The sequence below is a fragment of the Serratia sp. Res13-Sevr-LER1-36-b genome, from assembly GCF_015673035.1.
Classification (GTDB): domain Bacteria; phylum Pseudomonadota; class Gammaproteobacteria; order Enterobacterales; family Enterobacteriaceae; genus Chania; species Chania fonticola_C.
Genome location: NZ_JADACK010000005.1, coordinates 172,973 through 194,976, shown reverse-complemented (window position 1 = coordinate 194,976; position 22,004 = coordinate 172,973). Strand labels below are relative to the sequence as shown.

Sequence of the window (22,004 nt, the reverse complement as noted above, 5' to 3'; positions counted from 1 at the left end):
CCTAGAGGATTCGATGGCCAAAGAAGACAATATTGAAATGCAGGGCACCGTTCTTGATACGCTGCCGAACACCATGTTCCGTGTTGAATTGGAAAACGGGCACGTGGTTACCGCTCATATCTCCGGTAAAATGCGCAAAAACTATATCCGCATCCTGACGGGTGACAAAGTCACTGTAGAGCTGACCCCGTACGACCTGAGCAAAGGCCGCATTGTCTTCCGTAGCCGTTAATCGGCTCACCCGTCGCCAGCCACTGGCGACACCGAGGATGTGATCCCTCAAAAGAGCCCTTTCCGTTTACCCCCGCAGCAACGTTCTCCACCGAGTTGTGTTGGCGCAGGTAAACTGAGAGGGCTCACTCATTTTGTTGGAGGCGAACATGTTCGCCCCGACCTGGTCCAATTTCGTAGTCCGTGAAATTCACGTATAAAAAAAGCGATGCCAAGGCATCGCTTTTTCGTTACCTGCCTACCGCTTAGTGCACCGCACCTTCATCCGCTTTACGCTTCTGGGCACTGAGGAAGTGGTAAGTCAGCTGTTTCTTGTCTGCGTCCAGCTCGACTTTCACCGAGCCGCCGTCAACCAGAGAACCAAACAGCAGTTCGTTGGCCAGCGGTTTTTTCAGGCTTTCCTGCATCACACGCGCCATTGGACGAGCGCCCATCGCACGGTCATAGCCTTTCACCGACAGCCAGTCACGCGCTTCGTCGCTCACTTCCATCGACACGCCCTTCGCATCCAGCTGTGCCTGCAGTTCGACGATAAACTTGTCGACCACCTGCTGGATCACCGCAGGAGACAGATGGTTGAACCAGATGACGTTGTCCAGACGGTTACGGAATTCTGGCGTAAACACCTTCTTGATCTCGTCCATCGCATCGATGCTGTTGTCCTGTTCGATCAGGCCAATCGATTTGCGTTCGGTTTCACGTACCCCGGCGTTGGTGGTCATCACCAGGATCACGTTACGGAAGTCTGCTTTACGGCCGTTGTTATCGGTCAGCGTCCCGTTGTCCATCACCTGCAACAGCAGGTTGAACACGTCCGGGTGCGCTTTCTCGATTTCATCCAGCAGTACCACCGCGTGCGGATGTTTGATCACCGCATCGGTCAGCAGGCCGCCCTGATCGTAACCGACGTAGCCCGGAGGAGCACCAATCAGACGGCTGACGGTATGACGTTCCATATATTCGGACATATCAAACCGCAGCAATTCGATATCCAGCGCCTTCGCCAGCTGCACGGTAACCTCGGTTTTCCCTACCCCGGTCGGCCCGGCGAACAGGAAGGAACCCACCGGCTTGCGATCCTGGCCCAGACCGGCACGGCTCATCTTGATCGCTTCGGTCAGCGCCTCAATGGCCGGATCCTGGCCAAACACCAGCATTTTCAGGCGGTCGCTCAGGCTTCTCAGCACGTCGCGATCGCTGGCGGAGACGGTTTTTTCCGGGATACGCGCAATACGTGCAACCACGGATTCGATATCCGCCACGTTGACCGTTTTCTTACGCTTGTTCACCGGCAGCAACCGGCTACGCGCACCAGCCTCATCGATCACATCGATCGCCTTGTCCGGCAGATGACGGTCGTTGATGTATTTCACCGACAGTTCTACCGCAGCACGTACCGCTTTAGCGGTGTAACGCACGTCATGGTGCGCTTCGTACTTGGTTTTCAGACCGTTGATGATCTGAATGGTCTCTTCCGGCGTCGGCTCGGTAATGTCTATTTTCTGGAAGCGACGCGCCAGCGCACGGTCCTTTTCGAAAATATTGCTGAACTCCTGATAGGTGGTGGAGCCAATCACCCGGATCTTGCCGCTCGACAGCAGCGGTTTGATCAGGTTGGCGGCATCCACTTGCCCACCGGAAGCCGCACCGGCACCGATGATGGTGTGAATTTCGTCGATAAACAGAATGCTGTTCTTATCCTGCTCCAGCTGTTTGAGCAGCGCCTTGAAGCGCTTCTCAAAGTCGCCACGGTATTTGGTGCCTGCCAGCAATGAGCCGATGTCCAGCGAGTAGAGCGTGCAGTCTGCCATCACCTCTGGCACGTCGCCCTGCACGATCCTCCACGCCAGCCCTTCGGCAATGGCGGTTTTACCTACGCCGGATTCCCCCACCAGCAGCGGGTTGTTTTTACGGCGGCGGCACAGCACCTGAATGGCGCGCTCCAGTTCACGGTCACGGCCAATCAGCGGATCGATACCGCCGACGCGGGCCAGTTGGTTGAGGTTGGTGGTGAAGTTTTCCATACGGTCTTCCCCTCCAGGCTGCTCTTCGTTTACCGGGTTTTCCGCATTAGGTGCCTGGCCCGGCTCATCTTTACGTGTACCATGTGAAATGAAGTTCACCACGTCCAGACGGCTGACGTCGTGTTTACGCAGCAGGTATGCCGCCTGGGACTCCTGTTCGCTGAAGATCGCCACCAACACGTTGGCACCGCTCACTTCGCTCCGGCCGGAGGACTGCACGTGGAATACCGCACGCTGCAGTACACGCTGGAAGCTGAGCGTCGGCTGGGTGTCGCGCTCCTCTTCGCTGGTGGGCAGCGTTGGTGTGGTTTGTTCGATAAAGGCTTCCAGCTCCTGGCGTAACGCGGCCAGATCCACCGTACAAGCCTCGAGCGCTTCGCGCGCGGCAGGGTTGCTGAGTAACGCCAGCAACAGGTGCTCCACGGTCATAAACTCATGTCTGTGCTCGCGCGCTCTGGCGAAAGCCATGTTGAGACTGAGTTCCAATTCTTGATTGAGCATAGGCACCTCCCCAATAGATTGCCTTTTCAGGCTTTTTCCAGCGTACAGAGCAACGGATGCTCATTCTCCCTTGCGTAACGGTTCACATGGACCACCTTGGTTTCCGCAACCTCAGCGGTGAAAACACCGCAGATCGCCTTGCCTTGATAGTGGACCGTGAGCATCAGTTGCGTTGCACGTTCAATATCATAAGAAAAGAACTTTTGCAGAACGTCAATCACAAATTCCATCGGTGTGTAATCGTCGTTGTTAAGTATAACTTTATACATTGACGGCGGTTTTACCGCATCGATTTGTTTTTCTTCGGCCAAGTGTTCAATATTTAGCCAATCGTTGCTATTGCCCATTGCTGCTCATCTTCTCTGCCATGCCTCAGTATATGGGGCCATGTTCGGGTTATTCAAACGGGAGTATCAAGACTATTTTACCATCTTCGCGGTTAACGTGCCGCAGCACAACGCGATTAATCGCCCCTATCGCAGCCACAATTTGTTACCAAACCATATCAATAGCGTTAACTACTTCAAACTTTAGTGAACTGCCCGGCACGGGCATTGGCCGATCCCTTGACGTGTTGATCATTTGCTCTAGAGTGTAATTTTGTGAGTTGTTGGTCTTTTGACCAGTTGGAACTCACCTGGATCAGTTATTCATCTCATTTTAAAAATAGCATTGCGAGGGATGTAGCAGCATGGAGACGGGTACTGTTAAATGGTTCAATAACGCCAAAGGGTTCGGCTTTATCTGCCCGGAAGGCGGCGGTGAAGATATCTTCGCGCATTATTCAACAATTAAAATGGATGGCTACCGAACGTTGAAAGCGGGCCAGCAGGTCAGGTTCGACGTACATCAAGGGCCGAAAGGGAACCACGCGAGCCTGATTATGCCGCTGGAAAGCGAGGCAATGGCCTAAACGCGCCCCTTCAGCCACTTCTGCACTACCAACTCAAAATGCCAGCCGCCGTACGACTGGCATTTTATTTTTGCTGTTACTCACGCGCCAAGGCGTCAATCGGATTCAACCGCGCAGCGCTACGTGCTGGCAGATAGCCGAACACCACGCCAATACCGGTGGAACACAAGAACGCACTCAGCAAGGCCACCGGCGGGAAGCTGATCTGCCAGCCCGGCATCGCCAATTGCACCAACAGGCCAATCGCGAACGACAGCGCTATCCCCAACGCGCCCCCCACCAGGCAGACCAGCACCGCCTCGATCAGGAACTGTTGCAGGACATCGCCAGAGCGCGCCCCCACCGCCATGCGAATGCCGATTTCACGCGTTCTTTCCGTTACCGAGACCAGCATGATATTCATCACCCCAATCCCGCCAACCACCAGCGAAATCACCGCCACCAGGGTCAGGAACAGTTGCAGCGTACGGGTGGTTTTCTCCGCGGTTTGCACCAGGCTGTCCATGTTGTAGGTGAAGAAGTCTTTCTTGCCGTGGCGCAACGTCAGCAACCGCGTCAACTGCTGTTCCGCTTCCTGGCTGTTATAGCCTTCACGGATACGCACGGTGATCGAGTCAAAATAGTCGTTGCCCATCAGGCGATTGGCCATCGTGCTATAGGGCACCCACACGCTCAGCGCCTTGCTGCTGCCGAACATCGACTGCTTTTCCTTGGCCACACCGACCACCGTGGCTGGCATATTGCCAATCAGGATCACCTCTCCCACCACGTTTTTTTTATGCGGGAACAGCCGCCGCTGGGTATTGGCGTCGATCACCACCACCTGCGCCTGGGATTGCACCTGTAGGGCATCGATACCTACCCCCTGAGAAAGCGCCATGCCGTAAACTCGAAAATATTGTTCACCGACGCCCGCGACGTTGGCGGCCACATCAATATTACCAAACCGCAGCCGCATGCTGCTGCTGATATTCGGCGAAAGCGCACTGACATAAGGCTGCTCACGCAACGCGCTTAGATCGCCATACTTCAACGCCTGGCGGAAGTTGGGATCGTCATCACCAAAGTCTTTGCCGGGATAGATGTCCACGGTGTTGGTGCCGATGGATTTGATGTCTGCCAGGATCATCTGCTTGGCCGCGTCGCCGATCACCAGAATCGAGACCACCGAGGCAATGCCGATGATGATCCCCAACATGGTTAACGCCGTGCGCATCTTGTTGGCTGCCATAGCACGCCAAGCCATCACCAACGCCTCACGGAAACGACCCGCTACCTGCTGCCAGGAAGGCGCTGGCGTAGCCATATCCAGCATTTTGGCCTGCGGGTTACCCTGCGCCTGTGGCCGAGAGTCGGCGATGATTTCACCGTCCCGGATTTCGATAATCCGCTCTGCCTGTTGTGCTACCGCCGGATCGTGCGTGACGATAATCACGGTGTGCCCCTGCTCGCGCAGTTGCTTGAGGATCGTCATCACCTCTTCACCGGAATGGCTGTCGAGCGCACCGGTCGGTTCATCCGCCAGGATCACCTGGCCACCGTTCATCAAAGCCCGCGCAATACTGACACGCTGCTGCTGCCCCCCCGAAAGCTGGCTTGGCCGGTAGGTGATACGTTCCCCCAGCCCCAGACGTTGCAACAAAGCCGCCGCCCTCTCGCGCCGTGCTGCCTTGCCCAGCCCGGCATAAACCGCAGGCACCTCCACGTTATGCGCCGCACTCAGATGGGGTAGCAGATGATAGCGCTGGAAGATAAAGCCAAAATGCTCGCGCCGCAGTTGGGCCAGCGCATCACCATCAAGCGTTGCCACATCCTGCCCGGCCACGCGGTAAGTCCCGGCGCTGGGCTTGTCCAGGCAGCCGAGAATGTTCATCAGCGTCGATTTACCGGAGCCGGAAGCCCCCATAATCGCCACCATCTCACCGGCATCAATGCGCAGACTGACATTTTTCAGCACGTCTATGGTCTGATCGCCGGAGAGGTAGCTGCGCCGGATATCACTCAGTTCTAACAGTGCCGTCATCAGCTGGCCTCCGCGCCGCCGCGGCTGACAATCACTTCTTCACCGGCCTGCAACCCGCTGACAATCTGCACATCCACATTGTTGCGAATGCCGATCGTGACTTCACGCTTCTCTTCCTTGCCCTGTTTCAGCACCGAAATGTGGTAACGGTTATCGGCGATCTGATCCCCCAATGCCGCCAGCGGGACCACCAGCGCATCGCTGACGCCAGCCAGCTGAATATGCACCTGCGCGGTCATTTGCAGACGCAGCAAGCCCTGTGGGTTTGGCACTTCGAAACGCGCATAATAGAAAATGGCGTTGTTAACCTTCTCTGGCGTGGGCTGAATGTCTTTCAGCGCGCCGTCAAAACGTTTGCTCGGATCCCCCAGCACGGTAAACCAGGCTTTCAACCCCGGCTTGAGGTGGATCACGTCCGCCTCGGAAACCTGGGCCTTCACCAGCATGGTACTCATGTCTGCCAACGTCAGAATGTTGGGCGCTTGCTGCGCGGCGATCACCGTCTGGCCCTGCAAGGTGGTGATCTGTACCACATCGCCGTCCATCGGCGCTTCGATACGGGTGTAGGCAAGGTTGATCTTGGCGGTATCCAGGCTGGCCTGATTTTTGGCGATCTCCGCCCGAGTGGTCGCAACCTGCGCCTTTTTCACCGCCAGATTGGTGGCGAATTGGTCCAGATCCTGGCGCGATACTGCCTGCACCTTGGCCAGTTCGCGGTTACGCTGCAAGGTGACCTCCGCCAGTTGCTGCTCCGCCAAAGCCTGTTGCAGCTGGGCTTGCAGTTGCTGCAGCGTGGCTTCGCCTTCCCGAATGCTGTTTTGTGCCTGCTGAGGATCGATAATGCCGAGCAGTTGGCCTTTTTGCACTTTATCGCCAATCTCGACCTTCAGGCTCTCCAACTGTCCGCTGACCTGAGCCCCCACATCAACCTTACGCACCGCGTCCAGTTGGCCGGTTGCCAATACGCTTTGCTCAAGATCGCGTTTAACGACCTTGACGGTTTTAAACTCCACCGGGGCCGGATGGCTAAAGTGCCAATAAGCCACAGCGGCAAGCACCACCAGAACGGCGCACACCAGCAACCCGCGTTTCTTACTTTTGAATAACCACGTCAATGTTTGTTCCTACCTATTTCCTGTCATTCTCAGGCTGCCAACCATGGCAACCCAAGTAAATTAGCATGTTGCGTTTCCGATAACTAAACCCAGGCTCAACGTATTTCGAGCAATGCAATTTTGCCATGCCGTATTGAACTCCTGTTTAGTGAAGCCTTGATGAAATAGTCATTTAGACACAAACCAGGATTTCATCATGTCTCAGCTCAGCTATCCACTCATATCGGCCGAACCGGCCAGCCAACTGATGACGGCACTGATCAACGGCGAGAAAGTGCCCAGCAATGCCTGGAAAAAAACGTCATTCCGCCTTAAGTTTCTTGGCCGTTCGCTACTCTGCTGGCCCACGACTCGTAGCCTGCTCAATACGCTGGCCGCCAACCCGCTGCTGGATGAGATTTTAAGCGCGCAGCCCAATCTGCCCTGCAAGCTGCATCGCCCCTATCTGGCGAATAACATGAGCCGCATCGACCGTCTGTTTGCCCTGCGCGATCACTACGATCTGCTCGCCCAACGCATGCCGCTGAAGATGCACCTCGGCCAACTGGGGAGCCATCCCTTTACCTTGAGCTGCGCACAGGACAAAAATGGTGAGCACATCTGCCTGCAACTGGCCTCTCTGGACCATTTGAATAAAGAGGGTGAAACGACCCTACTGTTGCGTAATAGCCAAGGGATCATGCTGGCTGAAATGACCTTCACCTTGATGATTTACCAGCAACAACCCACGTTATTTATCGGCGGTATGCAAGGCGCCAATTCCACGGTGCCGCACGCTGAGATCCAGAATACGACCAAAGCCTGCCACGGCCTGTTTCCAAAACGCCTGGTGTTGGAAGGCATTTGCCACCTGGCCCAACAGTTGGGTATCCGGCAGTTGATCGCGGTAGGCAACACCACCCATATTTACCAAAACTGGCGCTACCACCACAAAAAGAAAAGTCAGCTGCATGCTGATTACGATCAGTTCTGGCTTTCCATGGGCGGCAAGCAACTCGATAACGGCTATTTCCTGTTACCCGAGCACATTGGCCGCAAGCCGATGGAAACCATCGCCAGCAAAAAACGCGCGGAATATCGCCGCCGTTACCAGTTACTGGATGAGCTCCAACAGGGGATCAGCAAACACTTTTCTTAATCCGCCCGGCCCCGCGCCAGCCATATCACGCGGGAGAACATTTTCTTCAACAACGGTGGCACCGAGTCGGTGCCCCACGCCCCGGCCTGCATGGCCACCTCAATCGCCAGATCGGGTTTTGAAGTGTGATGCACCGCTTTGATGATCACCTTACGCACCGGCATCTGTACCTTTAGCGGTACCGAAGCCACCCGGTGATAGACCGAGCTGAATCCCTCCCGATACATGAAATGCTCCATATCCGGCGCAGGAAGCACGGTCAAACGATCGCGCTCGTTATCTTCGTGATTATCCAGCATGCTGCGTACGGCATTGGCATATTTCTTCCCCGCTTCGTCACCATCTACCAGGGCGTGCCATTGAATGCCCATGCGCCGGGCAAACTTCAGCAAGGGTTTCAGCCCACATTGGGCAAACTCGATCACCCTCACGCCTTCGGACTCGAAACGATAGCCACACTGGCGCGCCAGTTCGTTAAGCAGCCAGACCTCGGTTTCCCCCTCCACCAGCAGCCAGCAACGGGCAAACAGCGAGGCGGGCCGGTTAAAGCGGATATGGAACGCAATGCGCCGCCCATCCTCCGCACTTAGCCCCTTTGGCCCAAGGCGATAGGTGGCAACCCGGGCCGATTCGCGCACCAGGCGGCAAATATGCTCCACTGGCACCAGCGACACCAGTTCGCTGGAGTTGGTGGTGGTAATACGCTGCAACGGCATCTGGTTGAGCAACCCCCAGGCTACCGACAGCATGATGGGATGCAGGCGCGTTTCCGGGTCTTCTACCAGCAATAATGGCCGGGCATGGGGATCGAGTTTTACGTTGCCCTTGGCCTGCAGCAGCGTAGAGAACATCCCCAGCAGGATCAGTCGCATGCTGCGGCTGTTAGGCTCGGCAATCATGCGGTTGATGCTGTCCAACGAACGCCACGCCTGTTGTTCCGGCGGCTGACGATGGCGGCGTGGCCCGGCAATCTGCGAACCTTGCTCGGCAAAATAGTGTTCCAGCAACTGCTGCATCGCCGCCAGCCCCTGCCGTAGTTCGGCATTGGTCAGCTTTTGCGGGTTGCGCACCAGTTCACGCGTCAGTTGATCCAACTGCTGTGCCAAGGCTTCGTTATCGGCAGGGAGGCGATCGCTGAGTGAACTGGGCCGCAGGCGGCGGATAAAGCGCGCATCACGCAGCCGCAGCACCGGATGAATACGGATCAGGGCGTGTACCAGTTGATCGATATGGTGCAGGTGCAAGGCGTTGCCATCGGCATCAAGAAAACGCCGCCAGGTGCATACCGTGCCATCATCGTCTAATTCCCCTTCGCAGCAGTAGTGAATGCGGCTCAGGCTATCTTCCCCCTTCGACCACAGAGGTGAAAGATGGCGATAGCGCGGCAGATGCGCATGGCCGGTATCCTTTTCACAAAAGGTAAAGATAATCTGCAAATGACGATCTTTGGCCGCTTCGTCGCCAGGTGGGAAGTAGAAATCTTTGGCTTCAAAGCGGTACAGCGTCTGTTCGGGGGCCAGCAAAAAGGTCATGGCGTCCAGCAGGCTGGACTTGCCCCAGGCATTTTCCCCCAGTAGCACGGTATTATCATCCAGCGTCAATGAAAGCCGGTTGATACCGCGAAATCCTACAATCTCAACACGCTCCAGGTACATCTGCTGACTCCTTTATTCGCCTGATACCTTGAGGATGAGCAATAAAGCCATTACAGGTCAAGCAGACATTGCCACAGCGTGCTGCAAACCACGTAAATACGCCACTTTACTCCTTAGGCCATTTTGGTTAGCGTGTTAGGTTTGCCGTATTATTCCAACTTAAAGGACGCTAGTTTCACATGTATTCAGGACTGCTGATTATACTGATACCGCTGATCGTCGGTTATCTTGTCCCCTTGCGTAGCGTCACCCTGATCCGGGCCATTAACCGCCTGCTGAGCTGGATGGTGTATGTGATCCTGTTCATTATGGGGATCAGCCTGGCATTCCTGGAAAACCTCAGCAGCAACCTGATGCTGATCTTTCAGTACACCCTGGTATTTTTTCTGTGCATTTTCTGCGCCAATCTCCTGTGGTTATCTTTGTTTGAACGCCGCCGCCCCTGGCACAGTACTCACAAGCAAGAAACGTTGCCCTCGCGCCTGCATATGGCATTGGAGTCCCTGAAGCTCTGTGGAGTGGTTGTGGGTGGTTTTGCCTTGGGCCTCACCCAGTGGCACTGGCTGCAATTTGCTGGCCAAGGCAGTGAATACGCCCTGCTGTTTCTGCTGCTTCTGGTAGGCGCACAGCTACGCAACAGTGGGATGACGCTGCGCCAGATTGCCCTCAATCGCCGTGGCATGATGGTCGCCGTGGTGGTGGCACTCAGTTCGCTGGCGGGTGGTGCAGTGGCAGCGCTGCTACTGGGGTTGCCGCTGAAAGCCGGTTTGGCGATGGCTTCGGGGTTTGGCTGGTACTCCCTTTCCGGCATCCTGATCACCGACGCCTATGGCCCAGTGATGGGCAGCGCCGCCTTCTTCAACGATCTGGCTCGCGAGCTGGTGGCAATAATGCTGCTCCCTACGCTGGTGCGTCGTAGCCGCTCCTCTGCATTGGGTTTATGTGGTGCCACTTCGATGGATTTCACACTACCGGTTTTGCAACGCAGCGGCGGGATAGAAATGGTGCCTCCCGCCATCGTGCACGGATTCTTGCTGAGCCTGTTGGCTCCGGTATTAATCGCCCTGTTCTCCTGACGCCCACGGGCGCGGCTCGCCGCGCCTGCTGATCAAAGCGTAATAATTCCCATCCGCACGCCAACTTGTTCTAAATCAAACTTTGTTAAAGTTCTATCACAAAAGCCTTTTTAAGGTTGCGTCATCGATCTATGCTTCAAAACAAGCATTATAAATGCAACTTTAAAAAAGGAAGCGATTATGTTCTGTGTGCAATGTGAACAAACCATCCGGACACCGGCAGGTAACGGCTGCTCTTACGCTCAAGGGATGTGCGGCAAAACGGCAGAAACCTCCGACCTGCAGGATCTGTTGATAGCGGCGCTGCAAGGGCTCTCTGCCTGGGCCTTGCAGGCGCGCGCGTTGGGCATTATCGATCATGATGTCGACAGTTTCTCCCCACGCGCCTTCTTCTCTACGCTGACCAACGTTAACTTCGATTCCGAACGCATTATCGGCTATGCACGTGACACCATTGCCCTGCGTGACTCGCTGGCGGTTCGCTGCCGCCTGCTCGACGCCAGTGTGCGGGTCGATCACCCACTGGCCCAGCTGCAACTGGCTGGCAACGATATGCCTGCGCTGTTGCAACAGGCTGCGCAGTTTGCCCTCAATAAAGATAAAGCCGAGGTAGGCGACGATATCCACGGCCTGCGGATGCTGTGCCTGTATGGCCTGAAAGGGGCCGCCGCCTATATGGAACATGCCCATGTGCTGGGCCAGTTCGACAACCAGATCTATGCTGATTACCACGCCTTTATGGCCTGGCTGGGCACCCAACCGAGCGATTTGGAGACCCTGCTGAACAACTCGATGGCCATCGGTAAAATGAACTTCAGCGTGATGGCTATTCTGGATCGCGGCGAAACCAGTGCCTTTGGCGACCCACAGCCGACCACGGTCAACGTGCGCCCGGTGGCGGGCAAGGCGATCCTGATCTCCGGACACGACCTGAAAGATCTGCGCTTGCTGCTGGAACAAACAGCAGGCACCGGCATCAACGTGTATACCCACGGCGAAATGTTACCGGCCCATGGCTATCCAGAGCTGAAAAAATTCCCACACCTGGTGGGTAACTACGGTAGCGGCTGGCAAAATCAGCAGACCGAATTTGCCAAATTCCCGGGTTCGATCGTCATGACCTCCAACTGCATTATCGATCCGAACGTCGGCAACTATGGCGATCGCATCTGGACGCGCAGCATCGTTGGCTGGCCTGGTGTCAACCATCTGGAAGGGGATGATTTCAGCACCGTGATCGCTCAAGCCCAGCAGTTGGCTGGCTTCCCTTACAGCGAAATCGAACAACTGATCACCGTCGGTTTTGGCCGCCAGGTACTGCTCAGCGCTGCCGATACCGTGGTTGATCTGGTAGTACAGAAAAAACTGCGCCACGTATTTCTGGTAGGTGGTTGTGACGGCAGCCGTGACGAACGCAGCTACTTCACCGATTTTGCCCGCAGCGTGCCGCAAGATTGCCTGATCATGACGCTGGGGTGCGGTAAATACCGCTTCAACAAGCTGGACTTCGGCACGCTGGAAGGGCTACCGCGCCTGCTGGACGTCGGCCAATGTAACGATGCCTATTCCGCCGTAATGCTGGCAGTCAAACTCGCCGAGAAAGTCGGTGGCACGGTCAACGATCTGCCGCTCAGCCTGGTGCTGTCTTGGTTCGAGCAGAAAGCGATCGTCATTCTGCTGACGCTGCTGTCGCTAGGGGTGAAAAATATCGTCACCGGCCCAAGCGCCCCGGCGTTCCTGACCGACAATCTGTTGGCGGTGCTGAATGAAAAATTCGGCCTGCGTTCGGTCACCACCGTAGAGCAGGATATGCAAACCCTTCTCGGCTAAGGCCGTTGTTCCGGGGCTGCCCATCGCGGCGGCCCCGTTTGTTTTGAGGTGCCCTATGAGCCAACCCAGCCCACTTTGCCCCAACCCGATGCAGGTGCACTCCCTGCAACAGGAAACCGCCGACGTCTGGACGCTGAACCTGATCAATAACGACTTTTATCCTTATCAGCCCGGTCAGTTTGCATTGGTCAGCATTCGCGACAGTGAAGATACGCTGCGCGCCTATACCCTCTCCTCTTCACCCGGCCTGAGTCCTTTTATCAGCATCAGCGTGCGTTGCCTGGCGGATGGCCTCGGCTCACGCTGGCTGACGCAAGAGGTCAAACCTGGCCAAACACTTTGGTTATCAGACGCCCAGGGAGAATTCAGCTGCGTGCAACACCCCAGCGATAGCTACCTGATGCTGGCTGCCGGCTGTGGCGTCACACCGATCATGTCTATGTGCCGCTGGTTGGTGGTGAACAAACCGCAATGCGATATCCGAGTGATCTTTAACGTCCGCACCCCTGCCGATGTCATTTTTGCCGAACAGTGGCAACGGTTATGCTCCGGCCATCCACAATTGCAACTGACCTTGATGGCAGAGCAGGATGCGCAGCCCGGTTTCCTGTCTGGCCGCATCAATGAGCAAGTGTTGCAACAGGCCGCGCCGGATATCGCCTCACGTACCGTGATGACCTGCGGCCCGGCCCCTTACATGCAACAGGTTGAGCAGCTTTGCCTGGGGCTCGGCGTACCCGCTGCCAAATTCCATCAGGAACAGTTCCACACCTCGGCAGAGTTGGATGATGGGAAAAGCGAACAGTTAACATTGCGCATCGGTCAGCCACTGCGTGAATTCCGCGTGCCGGTCGGCAGCACCTTGCTCGCCGCTTTAGAAGCCCATAAGTTACCGGTCAATGCCGCCTGCCGTGCTGGCGTTTGCGGCTCGTGTAAAACCCGTATTATCGATGGCCAATACACCACCACCAGCACCATGACGTTAACCCCTGCGGAAATCGAACAGGGTTACGTGCTGGCCTGTAGTTGCCAGCTACAAAGTGACGTCACCCTCGCCTGAAGCTTTGCCCCATCTTCCCGATGGGGCACATATCGATAAGCGTATCCCCTAATGCCCTTCTACACTTTCTGTTTGCCTCTAACCGGGCGAGTACCCCTCATTTTGGATAATGACTGGAGGAACGATGAAGCAAACAGTAGCCACGCTGATCGCCAAAACGCTGGAACAGGCAGGTGTAAAACGGATCTGGGGCGTTACCGGCGATTCGCTCAACGGCCTGAGTGACAGCCTGCATCGGATGGGAACCATCGCCTGGATGGGCACCCGCCACGAGGAAGTCGCCGCCTTTGCTGCCGGTGCCGAAGCGCAGCTCACCGGCCAATTGGCGGTCTGCGCAGGCTCCTGCGGCCCCGGCAACCTGCACCTGATCAACGGCCTGTTCGATTGCCACCGCAATCACGTCCCAGTGCTGGCTATCGCCGCCCATATTCCTTCCAGCGAGATCGGCAGCGGCTACTTCCAGGAGACGCACCCGCAAGAGCTGTTCCGCGAATGCAGCCATTACTGCGAGCTGGTGTCCAATCCTGAGCAGTTGCCGCGAGTACTCGAGATTGCCATGCGTAAAGCGATCCTCAACCGTGGCGTCTCGGTGATTGTGCTGCCAGGGGATGTCGCACTGCAAATGGCCCCAGAAGATGCCAGCATGGTGTGGCATACGCCTGCGCACCCATTGATGCAGCCACCGATGAGCGAGCTGCAGAAACTGGCAGAAACGCTGAACAGCGCCAAAAACATCACCCTGATGTGCGGCAGCGGCTGCGCCGGATCGCATGACGAAGTCGTCAAACTGGCCGAACTGCTGCAAGCCCCGATTGTGCACGCCCTACGCGGTAAAGAGCATATCGAATGGGATAACCCTTACAGCGTCGGCATGACCGGGCTGATCGGTTTCTCCTCCGGCTACCACGCCATGATGAACGCGGATACCCTGGTGCTGCTAGGCACTCAGTTCCCTTATCGGGCGTTTTATCCTACCCATGCCAATATCATTCAGATCGATATCAACCCCGGCAGCATCGGTGCCCATTGCCCGGTCAATATGGCGCTAATGGGCGATATCAAAACGACGCTCAGCGCCTTGCTGCCACAGCTGCAAGCCAAGAGCGACCGCAAGTTCCTGGATAAGGCGCTGGAGCATTACCGGGAAGCGCGTAAAGATCTCGACGGGTTGGCTACTGCGAACGATGACCAGCCGATCCACCCACAATATCTGGCACAGCAAATCAGCAACTCAGCCACGGATGACGCCATCTTCACCTGCGATGTCGGCACGCCGACGGTGTGGGCAGCTCGGTATTTGAAAATGAACGGCAAACGCCGCCTGCTCGGTTCGTTCAACCATGGCTCAATGGCCAACGCCATGCCGCAGGCGATTGGTGCCCAGGCCACCGAACCGGATAAACAGGTGATCGCCATGTGCGGTGACGGTGGCTTTACCATGCTGATGGGGGATTTTCTGTCACTGGCCCAGTTGAAGCTGCCGGTCAAGGTGGTGGTTTTCAATAACAGCGTGCTGGGCTTTGTGGCGATGGAGATGAAGGCCGGTGGCTACCTTACCGATGGCACCGATCTGCACAACCCAGACTTTGCCGCCATCGCCAATGCGGCAGGTATCAAAGGCATTCGGGTAGAAAAGGCCTCCGAGCTGGACGCGGCATTACAGGAAATGCTTGCTCATCCCGGCCCGGCCCTGCTCGACGTGGTCACGGCCAAACAAGAGTTGGCGATGCCGCCGCAGATCAAATTCGAACAGGCTAAAGGGTTCAGCCTGTATATGCTGCGCGCCATCATCAATGGCCGGGGTGATGAGGTTGTCGAACTGGCCAAAACCAACTGGCTACGTTAATCGCTTCTGGGGACAATGAAGTTGGTTGTCCCCTGCATTTTCCGCTTTTGCCCCGCGCTAATCCGGTTATGATGAAAGCCACTTCCTCATCGGCTACCAAGGACCCGTATGCTTATCGATTTACGCAGTGACACCGTTACCCAACCTAGCGCAGAGATGCGCACCGCCATGGCGCAGGCTGACGTCGGCGACGACGTGTATGGCGACGATCCCACCGTCAACGCCCTCCAGGCCGAAGCGGTCAGGCTCTCAGGCAAAGAGGCGGCATTATTCCTGCCTACCGGCACCCAGGCCAACCTGGTAGCCCTGCTGAGCCATTGCCAGCGTGGTGAGGAATATATCGTTGGCCAGCAGGCGCATAATTACAAATATGAAGCCGGTGGTGCCGCCGTGCTAGGCAGCATCCAGCCCCAGCCGATCGAAGCCAATCCCGATGGCACGCTGCCGTTAGATAAAGTCGCCGCCGCCATCAAGCCTGATGATATTCACTTCGCCAAGACTCGTCTGCTGAGCCTGGAAAACACCATCAGCGGCCGCGTGCTGCCGCTGGAATATCTGCAACAGGCCTGGCAGTTCACTCGTGAGCACCAACTGGCTCTGCACATTGACGGCGCGCGCATTTTCAACGCAGCGGTGGCACTTAACGTGCCGCTGAAAACCCTTGCCCAGTATTGCGACACCTTCACCATTTGCCTGTCGAAAGGCCTGGGTGCACCGGTTGGCTCGCTGTTATGCGGTAGCGAAGCGTTTATTCAACGTGCCAACCGCTGGCGCAAGATGACCGGTGGTGGTATGCGCCAGGCCGGCATTCTGGCGGCGGCGGGGCTCTATGCGCTGGAGCACAACGTCGAGCGGTTGAAAGAAGATCATGACAACGCCAAATGGCTCGAACAGCAGTTGCGTGACATTGGCGTGGATATTGCCGAACCGGGCGCACAAACCAACGTGCTGTACCTGCGCCAATCCCCTGAGCTGGCGGCTAAACTCGGCCCCTGGATGCGTGAACGTGGCGTGTTGATCAGTGCCGGGCCGTTGACCCGTATCCTGACGCATCTCAACGTTAGCCGCCAGGATCTGCAAAAAGTAGTCGATCTGTGGCGGGAATTCTTGCAGCAGCACGCCTAACTTTTTTGCAATAACACCGGGAGGCACCGCTTCCCGGTTCTCGCCAAACCCGCTATATCAGCCTAGTTCCAATACCTGAAGGGATATCATCTATGAGTCATAAATTTCGCCAGACGTTATTAGCTCTCACCCTCGTTAGCAGTGGAATGATGTTTACCTTGCCAGCTAGCGCCGCCCCGGCGCCGGCCCAACAGCAAACGCAGGCTCCCGGCTATTACCGCATGATGTTGGGGAATCTGGAAGTGACGGCGCTATACGACGGTTACGTCAAACTGGACGCCAAGCTGTTCCATGGGGTCAGCGAGCCGGATATGCAAAAGTTGTTCGCCCGCATGTTTACCGACAGCAAGTCAGGCATACAGACGGCAGTTAACGCGTTTCTGGTGAATACCGGTACGCATCTGGTTCTGGTTGATGCCGGTACCTCGCAGTGTTTTGGGCCGACGTTGGGTGCTATCAAGAACAACCTGCGCGCGGCAGGTTATCAGCCAGAGCAGGTGGATATGATATTGCTGACGCATCTGCACCCCGATCACGCTTGTGGCATCACCGATCAGGGCAAGGCCGCCTTCCCTAACGCTACCGTCTATGCCTCCAAGGCCGATGGGGATTATTGGCTGAGTAAAGAGATGGCGTCCAAAGCCCCGAAGGACGCGCAGCCGATGTTCAAGATGGCCCAAGACGCCGTGGCCCCTTATGCCGAACAGGGCAAGCTGAAATTGTACAGCCCTGGGGAGCAGTTACTTCCTGGGCTGGAAGTGATAGTGACACCGGGCCATACGCCTGGGCATGCCTCTTACCTGTTCAGCTCCGGCGGCCAGAAACTGCTGTTGTGGGGGGATATCGTCCACAGCCACTCTTTGCAGTTTGCCAAACCTGAAGTCGCAGTGGACTTTGACACGGACTCCAAACAGGCGATCGCTACCCGGCAGAAAGTGTTTGCCGATGCGGCTGAAAACAAACTGTGGGTTGGCGGAGCGCACTTACCTTTCCCTGGCCTGGGCCACGTGCGCGTCGAAGGTAAAGGCTATGCGTGGGTGCCGGTTGAATATGCTCCAGTGGAAGTCGGCGAGAAGAAACCTTAACGCAGATTGAGGACAACGGGCGGCGCATGCGGCGCCCGTTTAATTGTGCACATTACGATAACTCAAACCACCATCCGGCCATAGAGCCAGTAACCCACAGCCAGTATCAGCAGCAGGTTCAGCACTACGCTGAGAATAAAATAGGTTTTGAACGGTTGTTTCTGCGTTTTATGGCGGAACAGTCGTTGCCCGATAATGGCCCCTATCCAACCGCCCAGCACGCCGAACAGCAGCAGGGTGATTTCCGGAACCCGTTGCCAACTTTTACAGGCGGCCAGCTTATCGGCACCGTAGATCAGTAAGGTCAGCAAGTTTACCAACAGCAACCACGTCCACAGCGGAGCGGGAAAACACAGGCTGCCAGCCAGGGCAATTAGCAGCAGCAAATAACACAGGGAATTGATTTTCATCGGGCATGGGCTCGTTGCTTGATCGCCGCGTAGTGTGAACCGCCCTCCGTGCAGATGCAACTACTGATACCCATACAAAAAGTGCATTTAGCCCGCTAATTTGTCATTCTATGCCCTATGGATTTCAAGCCACAGCTTGAAAGACGACGGGTAAAGCTACGCTCACATTAACATCAATAAACTAAGGCAGCGCAATGACCTCCCAACGTATTCTGGTTCTTGGAGCCAGCGGTTATATTGGCCAACACCTGATCCCCCGGTTGACCGAACAGGGCCACGAAATCACCGCCGCAGCACGCCGTATAGAATGGTTGGAAGAGCAAAACTGGCCACATGTAAGCTGCCGCTACGTGGATGTCTACCGTCCAGAAACGCTAACGGCGGCGCTATGGCAGATCGATGCCGTTTACTACCTGATCCACGGCATGGGCGATGGCGATGATTTTATCGAAAAGGAACGCCAGGCGGCGGAGAACCTGCGCGATGCCTTGCGAGGATCCAACGTTAAACAGGTTATCTTCCTTGGCGCACTGCAACCAGAGGGCAATAGCTCCCCTCACCTCATCGCCCGTAAACTGACCGGCGAAATCCTGCGCCAAAGCGGCATTCCCGTCACCGAATTGCGCGCCAGTATCGTGGTTGGCCCAGGGTCAGCCGCGTTCGAGATCATGCGTGATATGGTCTATAACCTGCCAATCCTGACGCCGCCGCGTTGGGTGCGCTCAAAATCGTCCCCGGTCGCACTGGATAACCTGCTCACTTACCTGACCGGGCTTCTGCAACACCCGGCGCAGGAAAACCGGATTTTTGACGTGGCCGGGCCGGAGTACATCAGTTACCAAACCATGTTCGAGCGCTTTATCAAGATCAGCGGTAAAAAGCGCTGGCTGATCCCGGTGCCGCTGCCGACACGCTTTATCTCGGTATGGTTTATCAGCATGATCACCTCTGTGCCAACCTCGATTGCCAGCGCGCTTATCCAGGGGCTGAACCATGACTTACCTGCCGATGGCAAACCGCTGCAAGCCTTGATCCCACAGCCACTACAAACCTTTGATGAGGCGGTTAAGGAAACGCTACGCCGCGAAGACGAGGTGGTCGACTCTGCTGACTGGGGTTACGATCCTGAAGCCCGCGCTCGCTGGCGCCCTGGTTATGGCTTCTATCCCAAACATGCGGGCTGTGAGCTGGATACGCAGGCCTCGAGTGAAGCGCTATGGCATGTCGTGCAGCAGTTGGGCGGCAAAGAGGGATACTTCTACGCCAACATCCTGTGGCAAATCCGCGCCCGCATGGACGATATGATCGGCAACGGCGTCGTCTATGGCAGACCGCAGCGTGACACACTGGAAGTCGGCGATCTCGTCGATGGCTGGAAAGTGATCACCAAGAAACCATTACGGCAGTTGGCATTGATGTTCGGGATGAAAGCCCCGGGGCTTGGTCGCCTGACCTTCAGCATCAAAGACCTGGGCGATCGTCGCCAGCTCGATGTCCGCGCCTGGTGGCATCCTGCCGGTTTCAGCGGGCTGTTATACTGGTTTGTCATGATGCCTGCCCACCTGTTTATTTTCCGTGGCATGGCCAAACGGATTGCCCAATTGGCCGAGGAGTACGATAACCAGCGCCCTCATTAGTCTAATTGTCGATCAACCGCACAGTTTGCTGTCTCGGTTAGGTCCTTTCTCATTGCATAGCGCACAAAATCACGAAAGAATGGCACCTTATTTGCTGGGGCGCGCTAAAACGCCCTCAGCATCCTGATTTTTGGTGAGAACAGAGTGAGTTATGAAGGTATTGGTCACCGGTGCAACCAGTGGGTTAGGCCGTAACGCCGTTGAATATCTCCGCCGTAAAGGTATAAAAGTACGTGCCACCGGGCGCAATCAGGCCATGGGCTGCCTGCTGGAAAAAATGGGTGCCGAATTCATCCATGCCGATCTCACCAACCTGATTTCTTCACAGGCCAAAGCCATGCTGGCGGATGTGGACGTGCTGTGGCACTGCTCCGGTTTCACTTCTCCATGGGGCACGGAAGAAGCCTTCGAACTGGCCAACGTCCGCGCTACCCGCCGCTTGGGGGAATGGGCTGCGGCCTACGGTGTGGAACGATTCATTCATATTTCGTCGCCAGCGATTTACTTTGATTATCACCATCACCGCAATGTGGATGAAGACTTCCGCCCGGTTCGATATGCCAACGAGTTTGCCCGCAGCAAGGCCGCCGGGGAACAGGTGGTGCAACAGTTGGCGCTGTCCAATCCGCAAACCCATTTCACTATCCTGCGCCCACAGGGGCTATTTGGCCCACACGATAAAATCATGCTGCCGCGCCTGCTGCATATGATCAAACACTACGGTAGCCTGCTGTTACCGCGTGGCGGGGATGCACTGGTCGATATGACCTATCTGGATAATGCGGTACACGCCATGTGGCTGGCCACCGTGAAGGAAGAGACTCCTTCTGGCCGGGCCTACAACATCTCCAATCAGCAAGCCTGCACGCTACGCACCGTACTGCAACAGTTGATCGATGAGTTGGGCATGAAGTGCCGTATCCGCTCGGTGCCCTACCCGATGCTGGATATGATGGCACGTGGCATGGAAAAGCTAGGCAGTAAAAGTGATAAAGAACCTGTGTTGACCCATTACAGCGTCGCCAAGCTCAATTTCGATCTGACGCTGAACACCACTCGCGCACAGCAGGAACTGGATTATCAACCCGTGGTTTCGCTAGAAGAAGGTATTAGCCGTACTGCTCGCTGGTTAAAAGAGCACGGTAATCTGCACGGGCTATAACTCCCCCTCACCCCAACCCTCTCCCACAGGGAGAGGGAGCTGAAAGTCCCTGCACATTTGGCGGTAAAGTGATAATCTCAGCAAATTTGATCGCCCACTCATCCAAAGTGCAGCACCGAATTTTCAAACCCACTTCGATCGGTCCCCTCTACCATACGGAGAGGGAGCTGATAGTCCCTGCACATTTGTCGGTAAAGCGATAATCTCAGCAAACTTGATCGCCCACTCATCCAAAGTGCAGCACCGAATTTTCAAACCCACTTCGATCGGTCCCCTGTGGGAGGGTTATGGTGAGGGCATTTTTTGGCGTTAGCGCATAGCTCCGTATTTACTTAGCAACGCCTCAATAATCGCCTCACTTTCTGCATCTGGCTCACCGCGATAATCGCTGGGCCGGAAATGCATCTGAAACGCCGCGACCAGATTGCGCTGCTGCTTGGCATCCCATGAGGGATCAACACCATAGCCGTATCGTGCCAGCTTTTCCAACAGTGACGCCATCGCCACCGGCGCATGCTTATCACGACCGGCCAGATAACGTTCCACCTCCCGCTCATCCGGCCAGGCACCAATGCCTGCCTGCGCCAGCTGTTGCCATGGGAAGAGTGGGCCAGGATCCTGCTTGCGCTGCGGGGCGATGTCACTGTGCCCTACCACGTCCGTCGGTTGCAGCGCGTAACGTTGCACAATATCGCGGCTAAGTTGGATCAGTAACGCAATTTGCTCGGGCGTATAAGGCTGCCAGTCTGTCTCCAACAAGTTACGGGTAAAGCCCCGGTTGACGATCTCAATGCCGATCGAGGTATCGTTCAAATTGGTACGTCCACGCCAGTTGCTGGCCCCTGCATGCCAGGCTCGCAAAGCTTCGGGCACCAGTTGATACGCCACCGGTTTACCGCCCTGCTGTGGCGAATGGGCGGGCAGCAAGTAATGGGCGCTGACGTGTTCTTCGGTAAGCGTTTTCAGTGAAGAGTGAAAGTCTTCTGCAGTGTAGTGCATCACCAGGAAGCGGATACGCTGATCGGCCCCTGGTGCCTGATGCAGCGTTTCCAACTGATAGCTACCGTGATCCACCAGCGTGCTGGTGGATTGCTGTTGGCACCCCGTCAAAACTGCAATGGCAGCGATCCACAACCACTTAACCAAAATACGCTCCTTCCTGCTGTGAAATTC

18 protein-coding genes are annotated in these 22,004 nt (G+C 56.1%); 11 read left to right on the top strand and 7 right to left on the bottom strand.

All coding sequences use genetic code 11. The features are described 5' to 3' along the window. Positions 1 to 13: 13 nt before the first annotated feature. On the top strand, positions 14 to 232 hold the full coding sequence (gene infA, locus IMQ33_RS02025) for a translation initiation factor IF-1 (protein WP_002211347.1): 219 nt from the start codon (positions 14 to 16) through the stop codon (positions 230 to 232). Between the two features lie 244 nt (positions 233 to 476). Here the strand turns inward: infA and clpA are convergent, their stop codons facing one another. Next, positions 477 to 2,756, bottom strand: a complete 2,280-nt coding sequence (gene clpA, locus IMQ33_RS02020) for an ATP-dependent Clp protease ATP-binding subunit ClpA (RefSeq protein WP_024529873.1) — start codon at positions 2,754 to 2,756, stop codon at positions 477 to 479. A 26-nt stretch (positions 2,757 to 2,782) separates the two neighbouring features. Next, on the bottom strand, positions 2,783 to 3,103 hold the full coding sequence (gene clpS / locus IMQ33_RS02015; protein ID WP_021804950.1) for an ATP-dependent Clp protease adapter ClpS: 321 nt from the start codon (positions 3,101 to 3,103) through the stop codon (positions 2,783 to 2,785). 344 nt (positions 3,104 to 3,447) lie between these two features. Here clpS and cspD point away from each other — a divergent pair, with 344 nt between their 5' ends. Beyond that, positions 3,448 to 3,669: a cold shock-like protein CspD gene (gene cspD / locus IMQ33_RS02010; RefSeq protein ID WP_021804952.1), complete on the top strand. Its 222-nt coding sequence runs from the start codon at positions 3,448 to 3,450 to the stop codon at positions 3,667 to 3,669. A gap of 76 nt (positions 3,670 to 3,745) precedes the next feature. Here the strand turns inward: cspD and macB are convergent, their stop codons facing one another. Together macB and macA are read right to left on the bottom strand one after the other, a co-directional pair. Then, a complete protein-coding gene (macB, locus tag IMQ33_RS02005) occupies positions 3,746 to 5,692 on the bottom strand; it encodes a macrolide ABC transporter ATP-binding protein/permease MacB (protein WP_065685337.1) in 1,947 nt (648 codons plus the stop codon). Continuing rightward, a complete protein-coding gene (gene macA, locus IMQ33_RS02000) occupies positions 5,692 to 6,807 on the bottom strand; it encodes a macrolide transporter subunit MacA (RefSeq protein ID WP_065685338.1) in 1,116 nt (371 codons plus the stop codon). Before macA ends, macB begins: the two co-directional genes overlap by 1 nt. A gap of 196 nt (positions 6,808 to 7,003) precedes the next feature. On the opposite strand from macA, the gene IMQ33_RS01995 reads away from it, so the two are divergent. Next, positions 7,004 to 7,945: a VirK/YbjX family protein gene (locus tag IMQ33_RS01995; protein ID WP_196062890.1), complete on the top strand. Its 942-nt coding sequence runs from the start codon at positions 7,004 to 7,006 to the stop codon at positions 7,943 to 7,945. Here IMQ33_RS01995 and IMQ33_RS01990 read toward each other — a convergent pair. Beyond that, on the bottom strand, positions 7,942 to 9,600 hold the full coding sequence (locus tag IMQ33_RS01990) for an ATP-dependent endonuclease (protein ID WP_098927855.1): 1,659 nt from the start codon (positions 9,598 to 9,600) through the stop codon (positions 7,942 to 7,944). The two genes, IMQ33_RS01995 and IMQ33_RS01990, sit on opposite strands and share 4 nt — an antisense overlap. Positions 9,601 to 9,779: 179 nt before the next feature. Here IMQ33_RS01990 and IMQ33_RS01985 point away from each other — a divergent pair, with 179 nt between their 5' ends. The 6 genes from IMQ33_RS01985 to IMQ33_RS01960 all read left to right on the top strand — a co-directional run bounded on the left by IMQ33_RS01985 (position 9,780) and on the right by IMQ33_RS01960 (position 17,622). Then, the gene (locus tag IMQ33_RS01985; protein WP_059200376.1) at positions 9,780 to 10,676 is read left to right on the top strand and encodes a lysine exporter LysO family protein; all 897 of its coding nucleotides are present in this window, start codon (positions 9,780 to 9,782) and stop codon (positions 10,674 to 10,676) included. Positions 10,677 to 10,856: 180 nt separating this feature from the next. Beyond that, positions 10,857 to 12,506 (top strand): hydroxylamine reductase, encoded by a 1,650-nt coding sequence (gene hcp, locus IMQ33_RS01980; protein WP_196062889.1) that lies wholly within the window; start codon positions 10,857 to 10,859, stop codon positions 12,504 to 12,506. A 55-nt stretch (positions 12,507 to 12,561) separates the two neighbouring features. Continuing rightward, on the top strand, positions 12,562 to 13,566 hold the full coding sequence (hcr, locus tag IMQ33_RS01975; RefSeq protein ID WP_196062888.1) for an NADH oxidoreductase: 1,005 nt from the start codon (positions 12,562 to 12,564) through the stop codon (positions 13,564 to 13,566). Positions 13,567 to 13,690: 124 nt separating this feature from the next. Next, positions 13,691 to 15,412 carry a ubiquinone-dependent pyruvate dehydrogenase gene (gene poxB, locus IMQ33_RS01970; RefSeq protein ID WP_065685343.1) on the top strand — a complete coding sequence of 574 codons (1,722 nt, stop codon included), beginning with the start codon at positions 13,691 to 13,693 and terminating at the stop codon, positions 15,410 to 15,412. A 108-nt stretch (positions 15,413 to 15,520) separates the two neighbouring features. After that, positions 15,521 to 16,537 (top strand): low-specificity L-threonine aldolase, encoded by a 1,017-nt coding sequence (gene ltaE / locus IMQ33_RS01965; RefSeq protein ID WP_098927863.1) that lies wholly within the window; start codon positions 15,521 to 15,523, stop codon positions 16,535 to 16,537. A 92-nt stretch (positions 16,538 to 16,629) separates the two neighbouring features. Further along, on the top strand, positions 16,630 to 17,622 hold the full coding sequence (locus tag IMQ33_RS01960) for an MBL fold metallo-hydrolase (RefSeq protein ID WP_196062887.1): 993 nt from the start codon (positions 16,630 to 16,632) through the stop codon (positions 17,620 to 17,622). A 62-nt stretch (positions 17,623 to 17,684) separates the two neighbouring features. Here IMQ33_RS01960 and IMQ33_RS01955 read toward each other — a convergent pair whose 3' ends face one another. Continuing rightward, entirely contained in the window at positions 17,685 to 18,032 is a 348-nt protein-coding gene (locus IMQ33_RS01955; RefSeq protein WP_065685346.1) for a DUF1294 domain-containing protein, read from the bottom strand. A 194-nt stretch (positions 18,033 to 18,226) separates the two neighbouring features. Between IMQ33_RS01955 and IMQ33_RS01950 the strand changes: the two genes are divergently transcribed. Together IMQ33_RS01950 and IMQ33_RS01945 are read left to right on the top strand one after the other, a co-directional pair. Then, complete coding sequence (locus IMQ33_RS01950) at positions 18,227 to 19,669, top strand: DUF2867 domain-containing protein (RefSeq protein WP_065685347.1); 1,443 nt, start codon at positions 18,227 to 18,229, stop codon at positions 19,667 to 19,669. 151 nt (positions 19,670 to 19,820) lie between these two features. Next, entirely contained in the window at positions 19,821 to 20,831 is a 1,011-nt protein-coding gene (locus IMQ33_RS01945) for an NAD(P)-dependent oxidoreductase (RefSeq protein WP_196062886.1), read from the top strand. Positions 20,832 to 21,140: 309 nt separating this feature from the next. Here the strand turns inward: IMQ33_RS01945 and IMQ33_RS01940 are convergent, their stop codons facing one another. Further along, positions 21,141 to 21,977 carry an N-acetylmuramoyl-L-alanine amidase gene (locus IMQ33_RS01940; RefSeq protein WP_230326849.1) on the bottom strand — a complete coding sequence of 279 codons (837 nt, stop codon included), beginning with the start codon at positions 21,975 to 21,977 and terminating at the stop codon, positions 21,141 to 21,143. Positions 21,978 to 22,004 lie beyond the last annotated feature (27 nt).

Bases quoted from the DNA above. Each gene is read 5' to 3' on its own strand.
- cspD (WP_021804952.1), top strand. From the start codon at position 3,448: ATGGAGACGGGTACTGTTAAATGGTTCAATAACGCCAAAGGGTTCGGC.
- IMQ33_RS01945 (WP_196062886.1), top strand. From the start codon at position 19,821: ATGAAGGTATTGGTCACCGGTGCAACCAGTGGGTTAGGCCGTAACGCC.
- IMQ33_RS01960 (WP_196062887.1), top strand. From the start codon at position 16,630: ATGAGTCATAAATTTCGCCAGACGTTATTAGCTCTCACCCTCGTTAGC.
- hcr (WP_196062888.1), top strand. From the start codon at position 12,562: ATGAGCCAACCCAGCCCACTTTGCCCCAACCCGATGCAGGTGCACTCC.
- clpS (WP_021804950.1), bottom strand. From the start codon at position 3,103: ATGGGCAATAGCAACGATTGGCTAAATATTGAACACTTGGCCGAAGAA.
- clpA (WP_024529873.1), bottom strand. From the start codon at position 2,756: ATGCTCAATCAAGAATTGGAACTCAGTCTCAACATGGCTTTCGCCAGA.
- ltaE (WP_098927863.1), top strand. From the start codon at position 15,521: ATGCTTATCGATTTACGCAGTGACACCGTTACCCAACCTAGCGCAGAG.
- poxB (WP_065685343.1), top strand. From the start codon at position 13,691: ATGAAGCAAACAGTAGCCACGCTGATCGCCAAAACGCTGGAACAGGCA.
- IMQ33_RS01955 (WP_065685346.1), bottom strand. From the start codon at position 18,032: ATGAAAATCAATTCCCTGTGTTATTTGCTGCTGCTAATTGCCCTGGCT.
- hcp (WP_196062889.1), top strand. From the start codon at position 10,857: ATGTTCTGTGTGCAATGTGAACAAACCATCCGGACACCGGCAGGTAAC.
- IMQ33_RS01950 (WP_065685347.1), top strand. From the start codon at position 18,227: ATGACCTCCCAACGTATTCTGGTTCTTGGAGCCAGCGGTTATATTGGC.
- IMQ33_RS01985 (WP_059200376.1), top strand. From the start codon at position 9,780: ATGTATTCAGGACTGCTGATTATACTGATACCGCTGATCGTCGGTTAT.
- infA (WP_002211347.1), top strand. From the start codon at position 14: ATGGCCAAAGAAGACAATATTGAAATGCAGGGCACCGTTCTTGATACG.
- macB (WP_065685337.1), bottom strand. From the start codon at position 5,692: ATGACGGCACTGTTAGAACTGAGTGATATCCGGCGCAGCTACCTCTCC.
- IMQ33_RS01995 (WP_196062890.1), top strand. From the start codon at position 7,004: ATGTCTCAGCTCAGCTATCCACTCATATCGGCCGAACCGGCCAGCCAA.
- IMQ33_RS01990 (WP_098927855.1), bottom strand. From the start codon at position 9,600: ATGTACCTGGAGCGTGTTGAGATTGTAGGATTTCGCGGTATCAACCGG.